The sequence below is a fragment of the Paenibacillus polysaccharolyticus genome (assembly GCF_900102085.1).
GTDB lineage: Bacteria > Bacillota > Bacilli > Paenibacillales > Paenibacillaceae > Paenibacillus > Paenibacillus polysaccharolyticus.
The window spans coordinates 95,421-108,215 of record NZ_FMVM01000009.1; the positions used below are offsets into that span (position 1 = coordinate 95,421).

Genomic DNA, 12,795 nt, shown 5'->3' on the forward strand with positions numbered 1-12,795 from the left:
TCGTCACAATACACATTTGAAGACTCTTTTTTATACAAACGAAGCATTCTTGATAAAAAATAACCCCTGCAAACAAATGCAGGGGCTGTTTATCTACACGTGTTTTAATTTAGACTCTCTTCCTGATGTCTTCTAATCATCTCAAGAAGCTCTTCCTCACTATTTAAGCGTACTGAACCGGTATATTCGAAATCGAAATAAGGCGCGAGATTTACGGCAATATCAATATCCTCCCATGTGTCTCCTTCGTGCTGTAGAAGTATTTGATTTATTTTATTAGTAATCAATTCAAAATCTAGCCGACTAACGATAAAACACTTCGCACCCGTTATAATATCTGAGCTCTCTTTAAGTTCTCTTTCCAGCGCTTTTGGGGTTATTATTCCAAAGTCAAAATTATACGCACCTGTGTCATCTTCAGTTCCGATGCAAGCGGTACCTGACAGATAAAAGTCATCTCCAATATCTTCTGTTTCTGTGAACTGTAATTTGCCATGAATATTGGGGTTTCCTGTAATGACAATATCTTTTAGTACGGGTTGGATCATATTAGTGCACCTCTTATTTCCCTAATCTCCCTACGTCTTAACGTATCCCTCATACAACCGTTCCACAAATGCATCCTGCTCGCCACCTTGCAACAAGTAACAACCGATCAATCCAAAATCATCGCTGACATATCCCGCTAACTCCGGTTCACCTGTTAAGGCCAGTGTTCGTTTAAATGCTGTCTCCCTGATCTGTCGCAACACTTCATCTTCAGCTACGACCGAGTCCCCTGCATAACGTTCGTAGGCCTGCATCCACGCATCTGCAAATGGGGGTTCATCCCTTTCATCCAGATACGCATCTACATCAAGTCCTTCAAAATTCCGTTTGTCAAGCAAGCGTCCTTCCTTCAAATCTTGCAACAACGTGTCTACATCGCTTCTGCTCATTTCGTCACTCCTTCATTTTCCTTCTTCAAATACATCTCAGGTATAACAAAACGTTTCATGTGTTTACTTGAATCTGCTATAAAATGATCTAATCCCCGTTCCTCGTATTCTTCAAGTACACATTCGAAGATACGAGCAATAATGCCACAATCCGCCAGCGCATCATGTCTGTGAATGCCTTCTGTGTTCAGATCGTAATATGCGATAAGAAAATCGGTTGAAACAACGTCCGTTACCTCTGGATGAATATATGTAAACATCGCCTTGGTATCCAGCACCTTGTTGGTAAACATGGTTAACCCGAATTCTTGACAATGACGCTCCAGCATGGGCAGATCATATTCGTATCCCGCATGAGTCACGAGCACTTGATCTCCGATAAAGCTGCAGAATCGCTCGTAAACCTCTTTAAAAAGCGGAGCCTGTGACATCGCTTGATTCGTAATACCAGTGAGTTTCTCCACCGATGCCGGAATTGGTTTGGATGCCCGAACCAGAGAAGAGAAACTGGATCCACTGGCTCCCTCGCTCCTTTTGTAGCGTACTGCACCAAACTGAGTGACACTCTCCACGGCTACATCAATACCTGTTCCTTCCAGATCAAATATGCAGTATGTTCTATCCTGTAGCGGTGTCACATTTAGCTCGTCCACCGTATATGTACCCGGCAAAAACGTGATTTTCACATCTTTCACTCCCACATTCGTGTAATCTGAAGCATCTTGTCAGCTTGATCCAAATCCATCCTGTAGATATCCGGCATCGTCGTGCCCTTCCAGAAATCGAAACCATAACTCGGATTATAATGCTGAAAAATAAGGGTCATGATATCACCATGCGTACCGATTACGACCTTTTTCCCCCTGTGCTCGCCTAACATTTGTTCAATGGTGTTAATAGCCCTCTTCTGAGCCTGAATACCAGACTCTCCACCTGGAAAAGCAAAAGTGGCATCACGATACAGCTGCCGCTTGGCTTCATGAAAATCATCATGTTTTACGTGGGAACAAGACAGCGTACGCTCACGTAAATCTTCCTCAATGAATACAGACTTTCCGCACAAGTCAGCCAGACGCTGAATGGTGTGTACAGCCCTGAGATAAGGACTGGAGTAAAATACCTCCACGTCCTCTTTATGCAAAAGCTGAGCGACCTTGTCCGCGTCCAAATCCCCTTGCTCAGTCAGTCCACGTTCGCGCTCTTGACCTTCGATGAACCTGGATTCTGCATGTCGCACAAAATACAAGCTTGTATAAGCTTCTACGCTCATGCATCTACTCTGCCCTTCTTCTCGATCACAATCAGACAGGTGCTGTCAGGCAAGGAGACAGGTTTACCCTTCTCATCCATAAAAATAATCCGATCTGCCAAAGCTTCGGTATACCCTTCTTGCAGTAAATGACGTAGCATGATGATATCCGCTTGCTCCCCTAACGTGTCGCGTATGCATTTCTCATAGGCTTGTGGTGTGAATATACCAAACTGCTCCTGAACTTCATGCACATAGGCTTCCTCCCCCCAAGTATACGTGTACAAAAACTCCATCGCATCATTAATTGGCATAATCACCTCATCATCGGATAGACGCTTGTAACTGATCCCGCGCCCTTTAAAGTCAGTTGCATAACGTTCCAGCCAGCTTAAACCATCCGGCTCCATGAATCGAATTCGTCGTTTTTGTGACTCCGGTTCACTCATAATACCATCCCGAATAAGGATTCTTCCGCCCGGCGAGAGCACCTGAAAAGCACTTTGCAACGCAGCCGCCACCGTATCAGTATTAAATCTGCGTCCGTCACGCTCAATATATGAATACAACTCATGCAGGATAGAGGAAAAGATCACCGTATCTACTGTTCCCGGCTCCACATACTGATTCAGTTGCAGCGCATCCCCTTTCATCACATGCCAGCGATGGGACTCCCGTTGCTTCTTGCGTTCCAGCGCTTCGATCACGTTAGCCGAAATATCGATGCCGATCGCTTCAACCTCGGGCTTCTCCTGCTCAATCAAATCCAGCAACACACCGCCACCCGGACCGATATCAAGCACACGTTTGCCCACCATATAGTCGAGTAGCACTTTTTTGTAGTCTCCCGAACTATTCATATCCGAAAGGTACGTCTCTTCGTTGTGGAACCGATCATACGCATCCCGTCGCAGGCCAAACAGATCAAATAAAAGCAGTACCGCCTGTTCGTACAACGGAGATTTCTCTGCTTCGATGCAAAAAGCGATCAATTTCTCGGCCGCAGGCGAGAATTCAAAGGTTACAAACAACGTATCCGGCAGATCGGGATACCGTTCAATCCGATGTCCCAGATGCGGATAAGGTAATTGCTCGCCAGCAGTAATCTGTTCCCATGAATACTGCTCCAGATATTTTTCAATCATACGTTTCTTGTAAATATTTAGCTTTTTGACACCTTTGTAGTCGTAATACATCGTGTTCATTAACGGTTCGAAGCTGATATGACGTATAGAAGTCAATGAAGAATCCTTTGAATGTCCCTCCATTTTCTTCTCCCACTCTTCGCTATGAAGTGCAAGTAAAAACACCTTGACCATCTCTTCCAGCGAAAAATCCCTCATGGCTGACTCCACATACCACAATGTACGCGAAGCAAGAGCAGACAGTTGTTGCTCCACAGGAAACTGTTGTTTCAGCTTGGCATACGTTTCATCCATCGCTTCACCTTGCTGGATTGAATTACTTCTTAAGCGAGATAATCGCTCCTTCACGCTCCAATCTGTATGTTCCGTTCCTGACACGATCCAGTCCACAATCTGCGTTACTTCACCCTGAACCTGCTCCCAAAGACCAGAATCAACCGCTCCAATAATACATTGGTTCAGAGCCATTAACAGAATACGAAGTTCACCGCTGGTAACCCAGCCTTCGGTAATCAAAGCACGCAACGGTGCATTCTCAGCGTACGGAATTTCCCCCCGTATGTATTGCCCAATCAGTCCATGTGTTGATATTAAAATACGAATGATCTCCTGTCTCGGCGAAGCTGCCGATTCCAGTCCATTTTCTTGCTCTGTAGTATATCGATGATATAGCTGAGCCGAGCCAATATTATGTACAAACAGGTTAATTCCTTGCTGTTGCCACGTTCTGCGCTGTTCTAGTGAACCCCCTTTTGCGGTTTCCGACCAGGCCAGCACCTCTTCCAGCAGTTCCCGAATCCAGAACGAAAGTTGCATTCCATCCAGCATGTGAAGTGTGCGTTCGGTGTAATCCAATACCGCATTCGTCTTCTGAAGTTCGGCAATGGAGTGAATACGCTCCAGATTAATTCGCGGCTTCTCCGCCGCTACTAACCATTGCAGCCATTGTGGCTCTTGTTGTTCTTTTTGCAAATGTTGTTGTTGGGTCTTTCCTGATTTATAACGTTGAATCACTTCCAGCGCGTGCAGCATGGATTCTCCACCCTCTTTATTTTCATGATGTTGTATGAACCGTTTCATCCAGCAAACGCAGTCTGTCCCGCACTAACTGAAGGAGAACCTCCTCTTCCGAGAAAGGCAAGCTTTCGTCCAAACGTGCCGCTGCGACAGGTAACATCCAGGCATCGATCTGCTCACGCGTGATCCCGGAAAGAGCGACGTAATGTGCTATATACTGCTCCAATATCAAATTTCGAGCTTGCTCGAATCCTTCTCGAATCGCAGGTTCCGCATCGTCTGGCAGCTTGCCGCTCTTTAATATTACCCATGTCCTGGCCACATCACCCGCAGGATCACCTGCCATGCCAGTCATCCAGTCTATGACACAATGTTGTTCTCCGTCCTTGCTTAGCATTACATTATCAGGATGATAATCACCATGGCAAATCGCCCGTTGTTCAGGCAATACGGACAAATAGTGAATCAGTCGTTCGTGTTCAAGATCGGAGAAGAGCGATACGCGCAGCATCGCGTGCTCCAGAATTTTTTTTTGAGAAGGCAATAAGTCACCCTCATCCTGTACCATGTGCACTTTATAATGAGTTGCCGCCATGATGTAGGATAGATGTTCCAGCAATTCCGGTTGCTGAATCATCAGCGATAACAATGTTGTTCCCTCAAACCGCTCAAATACAATACCCGTACGTGTAGCATGATGCATTTGTTTCACAGCTCGAGGAACGGGCAACCCCTTTTCATATACCCACTGACTCATGCGATATTCATTCTGTACCGCTTCCTTTGAGAACCCTGTCCGGTATAATTTTAAAATAAGATCATCTGCATAATGGTAAATTTCCGCCGTTCTTCCTTGCCCAATCAGCTTCATCTGCTTATCCCCCTGAGTACGTGAGATTTTTTGCTAATCAAACTCAATGCCTCTGACTTTGGAAAAAATGATCATATCTACCCATGCATCTGTGCGATCTCGTTTTATCCTACGCAATATTCCTTCTTGTGTGTAACCGAGCCGTTTAGCTACACTGGCACTGCGCACATTTCGAGTATCACAACGAATTTCAAGCCGATTGGCCTGCAAATGTACAATGGCAAACTGCTCTATACCCCGCACAGCCTCTGTAACCAAACCTTCGCCCGACCGGGAGGTCCGCACCCAGTAACCAATCTCGAAAGAGCGTGCATTCCAGTCCATCCGGTGTAGACCGCTACTGCCCACAAACTCATCTGAAGCTTTATCGCGTAAGTGTAACATGAGGTCACTGCGTTCCAAAAATTGTAGTCTGGCTTTACGTACAGAAGCTTCTGACTCCTCTAATGTAGGAATGTTCTCTGCAAAAGGTAACCACGGCCGTAGCTCTTCCACACTTTCCTGAAGGGCTTCATTAACATCTGCGCCATCACCCTACTCCTCCACCTGAAAGATCGAATCAATAATTAGCGGTAGCTGATCTCTGACAGAAACGGCCCCGAGAACAGAGCGGGCATGCATTCCCTGTTCTTCTCCAAAAACGTCGATCATCAGATCCGAGAACCCATTCAGCACCTTATGATGCTCCTGGTAGGAAGCAGAAGCGTTGATGAATCCTTGCACTTTAACTACCCTTTTAACCCGATCAAGCGAACCTAGCACGTCACGAACAACCGCGAGCACCTCAAGTCCTGCATTCCGGGCAAAATCATATCCCTGTTCTGTCGTAAATTCCACGCCAAGCTTGCCGCGCTCATCCGTAGCCGGTCCTTTTCCTGATACATACATCATGCCATTTACAATGACAGCATTCGCATATTTCCCCGCAGGAGAACTGGATTGCGGTAGCGTGATTCCTAGTTCCTGTAGTCTGGCATCGATTATGTTCATATCATCAGGCTCCTTCTCTATTTTAGTCATGCATTCGTTGAATTCTTTCCCTACCTCACTATAGTTAACTCCTCAGTTTATTGTTGTTTGTGTTTTTATAATTCCATCCCGTCCATTGTACTCCTGCCTGTAAGTTCTTGGCGACATCTGAACCGAGCGTTTGAACATCTTGCCAAAATGCGAAAAATTGCCGAATCCCGCCAGCAAAGCAATATCGGTCACCGACTCTTCACTCTCACGCAGTAACCGCTGGGCCTCCTTCACCCGCAGTAAATTCAGATAATCGCTAAATGTAAAACCCGTCGTTTGTTTAAACAACCTACTTAGATAATGTGGACTAATCCTAAACTTGTCTGCCACCTCCGGCAGCGTAACCGGATTCTGATAATTTTCATTCAGATAACGGACAACGACCTGAATCTTGGGGTGAAGGACAGGGGCCTGATCATCCGACTGTATACGTGCTAGATGACGGTGACGGTACGTGTGTAGCAACAGCTCCAGCGCACGGTGACGTAGCAGCATTCCACTTCCCTCGTCGGGGTTACGCATTTCTCGGACCATTTCTGCCACAATCTCCTCTGTCACCTTGGCGACCTGAGCGGGGAATCTCACAATCGGTATGTCCCAGCGAAAGGGCTCCGTTAACCCTTCTGTGAGCTCACTCGTGACCGCCATAGCGGCAAACAGTTCAGGTTGCAGATACAGCACAATTCGTTCGTGGTCCGGCATTCCACTTTCCAGTGTTTTGTGCACCGTATTGCGGTCTACAAATACCAAGTCACCTGCTTTGACCAGATACGAACGATCTTTGATAAAATAAATGCGCTCCCCGGAAAGTAAATAATACAACTCATAATGGTCATGAAAATGATCATTAGGCATAGAGTAATATCCGATCCGGCGATCGTATTCCATATGTAATAAATCCGTTGCATCATGATAATCTGCACGAATGGCTTCGGTCATGTCACTCTCTCCTTTTTCACAATTATAGCAAAATATGCGGCGTTTGAAAGCGGTTACGCATAAAATGCGGTGAAAGAAGTGCTCCTTTGTTATAGTCTAAACCTACATTCAAGGAGGCGATATATGTGGGGAACAAAAAACGTTATGTATTAGTCGGAACCGGTGGTCGTGCTGAATTTTTCTATGGTGCTTTGACCCGGGATTTTAGCGCTACTTCCGAACTTGTCGGCTTTTGTGATATCAATCAAGTACGTATGAACTATGCGAACAAGCTATTGCGAGAAAAATATAACTATGCTGAGGTGCCTACATACCTGGCAGATCAATTTGACCAGATGATTGAGAACGAGAAGCCCGACTACGTTATCGTGACCAGCGTGGATCGAACTCACCATAAATACATCATTCGAGCAATGGAACTCGGCTGTGACGTTGTTACGGAGAAACCGATGACTATAAATGAAGAGAAATGTCAGGACATTCTGGATGCAGTAAAACGTACCGGACAGAATGTACGCGTGACATTCAACTATCGTTATGCACCGCATCACACGAAAATACGCGAGCTTATTCTGAACGATACCATCGGCAAAGTGACTTCTGTGCATTTTGAATGGCTACTGAATACCCGTCACGGTGCGGACTATTTCCGCCGCTGGCACCGGGATAAGCGCAATAGTGGAGGTCTGCTGGTTCACAAATCGACGCATCACTTCGATCTCGTCAACTTCTGGATTGGCTCACAGCCAGATACTGTCTTTGCGTTTGGAGATTTGATGTTCTATGGCAGAGAAAATGCCGAGGATCGCGGAGTTACCCAATTCTACAACCGTGCTACAGGTAATCCGCTCGCACAGGATGATCCATTTGCACTGCATCTGGATTCTGATGATCACCTGAAATCGATGTATCTGGATGCCGAGACTGAAGATGGCTACCAGCGTGATCAGAGTGTATTTGGTGAAGGAATCAACATCGAAGATACGATGGGTGTTCTTGTCCAATATCGGAACAAGGCAATCTTGACGTACTCCCTTGTTGCTTATCAGCCGTGGGAAGGTTACCGCATTGCGATTAACGGTACTAAAGGCCGTATCGAAATGAGCATTATCGAACAATCCTACGTCAATTCCCTGGGTGACAAAAGCAAGGAAGGCGCTTTGATTGGCAAAACACTCCGTGTACTTCCGATGTTCGGCTCACCTTATGACGTTGAAGTCGAGGAAAAGGAAGGCGGCCATGGCGGAGGCGACCCTGTACTGCTCAATGATCTGTTCGGCGCACCGTCAGAAGATCCGTTCCATCGTGCAGCCAATCATGTGGATGGCGCCCGTTCGATTTTAACAGGCATTGCAGCCAATCGTGCGATTGCAACAGGCCTTCCCGTTAAAGTGGATACTCTGGTGCAATTCTAATAAAGTGCACGTAAAAAGGCATCGGATTAGAGACCTTGTATCTCTAACCTGATGCCTTTTCTGATTTTCATTTCAATGCACATTCTATTTCACATACATAGTACTTCTCACGTACGTTGCATCCCGGCATCAACATGGGCTGTCAAGTATTCACCTTCCTCCTTGCTCCGTTCATATACTAGGTATAAATGATGAACGGAGGATAAATTATGAGCTGGCAACATCTTCGTACAGGCAAAACACTCCAGCAACGTTTGGCCCAATTCCAGGGACATCTTGCTGAGCTTAACGCCCCGCGTTCCGGTCTGGAGCCTGGACGCATCCGTCGGGTATTCCCTCGTAATTTTGTCAAAATCAATCATCAATTATTTATTCCGCTTAGCCTGAATTCCATTCGTGTGTTCAACGTTCCACGCACACAGCGAGGGATTCGGGTTGGCATTCGTACAACATTTCCTTCCCGCAATGCATTCCGAAATATTAGACTGGTTGGCGTTGGACTCAATTATATTGAGGTACAAGGCAAAGGCAGAGTTCCTTCACGTATTCTGTTTCCGCTTTCCAGCGTGGAGTCCATCTATCGCCCTCGCAAGCGAACCTTGAAGCGGAAAGGTGCTTGTATCCGTCGTAGATAGATCAGATCGAGTTGAAAGAACTGCTCAAGTTAGATAACTAATCAACAAGCCCATGAGAAAAAAACGGTGAGAATCGGTTGTCTCCGCTTCTCACCGCGAGGCTAGATGCGCACATTGCTACGCATGCTTGCTGTATTTATTCAAATCTTAGAACGCGTTCGCTCCATCCAATCAAATGCCTGTCCAGACATCCTTGGCATAACGACCTTGCTCTTGAAGCTGATTAAGCCAGGCTTCTGCCTCTTCTACCGTCTTACCTTGAGTATCTGCATAAGCCTGTTTTAGCGTTGTTTCCACATCAGGAGCCATTTTACTGCCATCTCCGCAGATGTATAGATGCGCCCCGTTTACCAGCAAAGGAATTAACAGATGTGCATCCTCTTTCATCCGATGTTGCACATAACATTTGTCTTCCCCTTGAATCCTGGAGAAAGCTGTATGAAGCTGTACAAGCCCCTCCTGCTCTGCAGTTTCCAGCTCGTTTTTGTACAAATAATCATGCGCCGGATTGCGGCAGCCAAAATACAGATGCGCTTCACCAACTGCCTCGCCTTGTTCCTTCATCACATGTCTCGCCTGTAAGAAACCACGGAACGGCGCTATCCCTGTTCCCGGACCCACCATAACGATCGGCACGTCTGCTCTTTCAGGCAATTGGAAGCCGGATTCCGGTGTACGGACAAACATCACAACCTCTTCACCAGGCTTCAGATCAGCTAGATAATTGGAAGCAATACCTTTATATATCCCTTTTCCACTCCAGGCAGATGCCTTTACGACACTTACCGTAATGCTCGCTTGCGCTGCTTGTACCCGTGGAGAGCTGGATATGGAATAGTATCTAGCCTTCAACGAAGGCAATAATGCAAGAAAACGTTCAAATGGCAATTCACATGCTTCATATTTCTCCAGATAGTCCAGCATGGATATCCGTTTGCCACGAACTTCCTTCATATATGATGCCTCATCCAAGAGCGCTTCAAGTTCCTTCTTGTGTGGAGGGCAGACCGTATATGCAGCAAGTTCCCTTAATTGCGCACGTGTTGCGGCCTCTTGCAATTCCACACTGTGGCTGAGCAGATCGTACAAGTTCACTGGCCGTTGCAATGGCAGATGCGCCGCGCTTCTCCCCGATGCATCCAGTACCAGATGCTCTGTTCCGGTGAAACCGTAACGACGCAGCACACGCTCCACAAGCTCTGGTGGATTTCGTGGCAGAACGCCAAGATGGTCACCTTCCTTATAAGTGATGCCCTCCGGCAGCTTAATCTCCAAATGTCTCGTGCTTCGCTCGCTCCCTTCATCATGAAGCTCCCGATTCTCCAGCACGGTTGCAACATGAGCTTCATAGGTTTCAACCAGCGGAGTAACCGCTCTGCCACTAACAAATTGTACCGACAGGGAGCTGTGTTCACTTTTTGATCCCGTATTCAGATTCAGTTCCAGCGTTCGTGCAAGATCAGGCCATAACTGTTCCGTCCAATCCTCGACCTGCTTCTCGAAATCCCCGCTGGCATCTGACTCTCCCAGAGAGGATAAACGCTTGGCTCCCCGTAAGGCCAGCTGTTCATCAATCAAACGTGGAATTCGCTGATACGTGCTAGCCCAGTTGTGATCACCGCATCCAAGAACCGTATATTTTACGCCCTCGAATTCCTTCTGATCTGCATGCTGAATCCACTCTACAAACGTTCTGGCATTACTTGGCGGCTGACCATTATACGATGCGCTGACAATGATGACAGCTCCTTCTTTAGGCAGCCTGCCGACGCGATCATCCAGCGCAGCCACTTCACTGCGGAAACCTTGGTGTCTCGCGGTATCCGCTATTTCGCGAGCGATCCCTTCAGCCGTCCCGAGATTCGAACCGTAGAGTACAAGCAAGGGAGTATCGTGTGCTTCTACAGCACCTTGTTCATCCTTTTTCACTGTGTTAGCAGGCTCTTGTATAGCCACACCAGGTACAGCCATCACAGGCTTACCTCCGCGCGCACGTACACGAATGATGAATTGATCGGGTTTAAGTGTCAATGTCTCTTTGACTTTTAACTGATAATTCATATGATCGATGAAGTCAAAATGTTTCAGGACCATGCCCAGCACAAGCGTCGCTTCCTGAAGCGCAAACTGCTGACCAATACATGCGCGTTGACCGTTGCCAAACGGCTTATACGCGTTATGCGGTACTTTGCTTGGGTCTTCGAAACGTTCAGGGCGAAACTCCTCTACATCATCTCCCCATGCCTCACGGTCACGGTGCAACTTGGAAATGAGCACACTGACACTGTCCCCTTTTTGAAGCGGGTATTGTCCGCCGAGCATTGTATCTTCTTTTGCATATAACGAAAATGCTGGCGCGGTTGGCCACAAACGTAGTGCTTCACTCAGCACCATACGTATATATTTCAATTGACGAACTTGATTGTACGTTGGCACCGGGTCTTTCAGAATCGCATCTGCTTCCGCCTGAGCTTTCGCGAGCTTATCCGGGTTTTTCATCAGGTAGTACACGGCAAACGATAATAAACCACTCGTCGTTTCATGCCCTGCAATTAGAAATGTAATAATCTGATACCGGATATTTTCATCATCCAGCGTTTCGCCTGTCTCCGGGTCCTTGCCGCTAAGCATGTGAGAGAGCAGATCATCTGCCCCTTCCTGAGGCTGCGCTTTGCGCTCTGCAATGATGTGATCCACTAGCGAGAACATGGAACGGATATCCTGTTCGAATTGTTTCTTTTTACTGATCATCAATTTGTCCTGCAAACGCAGACGTTGCAACGAACTCATGGATTCATCCAATGCACGTACCATGCTTGTAATAAATGGATGTGGCTCTTCGCGGTAGAAGCTGTTAAAGCGATAGTTAAACCCACATAAACCAATGGTGTCTAACGTCAAACGAGTCATATCATCCGGCACATTCACCGTTTCATCGGGATTAAGTCTGGACCACTTCTGCACAAGTTGCACGGCAAGATCCACCATTTTGTTATGATAACCCTGCATCGCACGTTGACTAAAACTTGGAAGCAACACATTATGTGCCTTTTTCCAGTTCGGCTCGTCCGTCCAGCTGGTAAAGAGTCCATCCCCGGCAAAAGCACGTACCTTCGCAAGCGGGGCCCATACTCTTTTATCAAATTTGGACTCATCCGTCACTTCGGCTACATATTTCTCACTTGAAATATAAAGCTCACTTCGTCCAGGGTAATCCATGCGAAAAATAGGTCCATACTCGCCTGCCAGCTTAACCAAGGACTGGGTCGGCTCATCAAAATTCAACTGCGGCAGATTGCCCAGTGGACCGTACGTTTTGGGCTGAGGCACTGAAATAGATGACATAGCTCTCACTCCTTCTTTCTCTCCAAATGTAAATAATGAGTCCTGAAGCATAGTGCGTTGAATCAGATTTCAGTTGAATCCATCTTTTATTCACGTGTGTGTAGTGTGTAATATGTCATACCCAAAACCAACTGACCAGAATCGTAATTCGGTCAATTCCGAGTAAAAAAAATGGGCATTTCTCTATGTCTATCTTTACCATATCATTTCCAGTTACAATC

General features: G+C 46.6%; 11 protein-coding genes and 1 pseudogene. 2 read left to right on the forward strand and 10 right to left on the reverse strand.

The window, feature by feature from the left end; translation table 11 throughout:
* Window positions 1-104: 104 nt before the first annotated feature.
* The 9 genes and pseudogenes from BLQ13_RS13800 to BLQ13_RS13840 form a co-directional block, all read right to left on the reverse strand.
* Complete coding sequence (locus BLQ13_RS13800; protein ID WP_090920733.1) at window positions 105-548, reverse strand: Imm8 family immunity protein; 444 nt, start codon at window positions 546-548, stop codon at window positions 105-107.
* A 30-nt stretch (window positions 549-578) separates the two neighbouring features.
* Window positions 579-938, reverse strand: a complete 360-nt coding sequence (locus tag BLQ13_RS13805; RefSeq protein WP_090920736.1) for a hypothetical protein — start codon at window positions 936-938, stop codon at window positions 579-581.
* A complete protein-coding gene (locus BLQ13_RS13810; protein ID WP_167375733.1) occupies window positions 935-1,624 on the reverse strand; it encodes a 3'-5' exonuclease in 690 nt (229 codons plus the stop codon). The genes BLQ13_RS13805 and BLQ13_RS13810 overlap by 4 nt, the downstream gene beginning before the upstream one ends.
* A 5-nt stretch (window positions 1,625-1,629) precedes the next feature.
* Window positions 1,630-2,208 carry a histidine phosphatase family protein gene (locus BLQ13_RS13815; RefSeq protein ID WP_090920743.1) on the reverse strand — a complete coding sequence of 193 codons (579 nt, stop codon included), beginning with the start codon at window positions 2,206-2,208 and terminating at the stop codon, window positions 1,630-1,632.
* Window positions 2,205-4,364 carry a class I SAM-dependent methyltransferase gene (locus BLQ13_RS13820; RefSeq protein WP_090920746.1) on the reverse strand — a complete coding sequence of 720 codons (2,160 nt, stop codon included), beginning with the start codon at window positions 4,362-4,364 and terminating at the stop codon, window positions 2,205-2,207. The genes BLQ13_RS13815 and BLQ13_RS13820 overlap by 4 nt, the downstream gene beginning before the upstream one ends.
* A 22-nt stretch (window positions 4,365-4,386) precedes the next feature.
* Window positions 4,387-5,220, reverse strand: a complete 834-nt coding sequence (locus tag BLQ13_RS13825) for an aminoglycoside phosphotransferase family protein (protein ID WP_090920748.1) — start codon at window positions 5,218-5,220, stop codon at window positions 4,387-4,389.
* A gap of 33 nt (window positions 5,221-5,253) precedes the next feature.
* A pseudogene (locus BLQ13_RS13830) lies at window positions 5,254-5,754 on the reverse strand (GNAT family N-acetyltransferase); the annotation flags it as partial.
* On the reverse strand, window positions 5,755-6,210 hold the full coding sequence (locus BLQ13_RS13835; protein WP_090920754.1) for a RidA family protein: 456 nt from the start codon (window positions 6,208-6,210) through the stop codon (window positions 5,755-5,757). It abuts the pseudogene before it with no gap.
* A gap of 72 nt (window positions 6,211-6,282) precedes the next feature.
* Window positions 6,283-7,179, reverse strand: a complete 897-nt coding sequence (locus BLQ13_RS13840; RefSeq protein WP_090920756.1) for an AraC family transcriptional regulator — start codon at window positions 7,177-7,179, stop codon at window positions 6,283-6,285.
* 125 nt (window positions 7,180-7,304) lie between these two features.
* Here BLQ13_RS13840 and BLQ13_RS13845 point away from each other — a divergent pair, with 125 nt between their 5' ends.
* Complete coding sequence (locus tag BLQ13_RS13845) at window positions 7,305-8,594, forward strand: Gfo/Idh/MocA family oxidoreductase (protein WP_090920758.1); 1,290 nt, start codon at window positions 7,305-7,307, stop codon at window positions 8,592-8,594.
* Window positions 8,595-8,803: 209 nt separating this feature from the next.
* Window positions 8,804-9,229 carry a hypothetical protein gene (locus BLQ13_RS13850; protein WP_090920760.1) on the forward strand — a complete coding sequence of 142 codons (426 nt, stop codon included), beginning with the start codon at window positions 8,804-8,806 and terminating at the stop codon, window positions 9,227-9,229.
* Between the two features lie 171 nt (window positions 9,230-9,400).
* Here the strand turns inward: BLQ13_RS13850 and BLQ13_RS13855 are convergent, their stop codons facing one another.
* The gene (locus BLQ13_RS13855; RefSeq protein WP_090920761.1) at window positions 9,401-12,574 is read right to left on the reverse strand and encodes a bifunctional cytochrome P450/NADPH--P450 reductase; all 3,174 of its coding nucleotides are present in this window, start codon (window positions 12,572-12,574) and stop codon (window positions 9,401-9,403) included.
* Between the last annotated feature and the right edge of the window lie 221 nt (window positions 12,575-12,795).

Coding starts and splice junctions, on each gene's coding strand:
- BLQ13_RS13835 (WP_090920754.1), bottom strand. CDS start 6,210: ATGAACATAATCGATGCCAGACTACAGGAACTAGGAATCACGCTACCG.
- BLQ13_RS13840 (WP_090920756.1), bottom strand. CDS start 7,179: ATGACCGAAGCCATTCGTGCAGATTATCATGATGCAACGGATTTATTA.
- BLQ13_RS13820 (WP_090920746.1), bottom strand. CDS start 4,364: ATGCTGCACGCGCTGGAAGTGATTCAACGTTATAAATCAGGAAAGACC.
- BLQ13_RS13805 (WP_090920736.1), bottom strand. CDS start 938: ATGAGCAGAAGCGATGTAGACACGTTGTTGCAAGATTTGAAGGAAGGA.
- BLQ13_RS13850 (WP_090920760.1), top strand. CDS start 8,804: ATGAGCTGGCAACATCTTCGTACAGGCAAAACACTCCAGCAACGTTTG.
- BLQ13_RS13815 (WP_090920743.1), bottom strand. CDS start 2,208: ATGAGCGTAGAAGCTTATACAAGCTTGTATTTTGTGCGACATGCAGAA.
- BLQ13_RS13855 (WP_090920761.1), bottom strand. CDS start 12,574: ATGTCATCTATTTCAGTGCCTCAGCCCAAAACGTACGGTCCACTGGGC.
- BLQ13_RS13800 (WP_090920733.1), bottom strand. CDS start 548: ATGATCCAACCCGTACTAAAAGATATTGTCATTACAGGAAACCCCAAT.
- BLQ13_RS13825 (WP_090920748.1), bottom strand. CDS start 5,220: ATGAAGCTGATTGGGCAAGGAAGAACGGCGGAAATTTACCATTATGCA.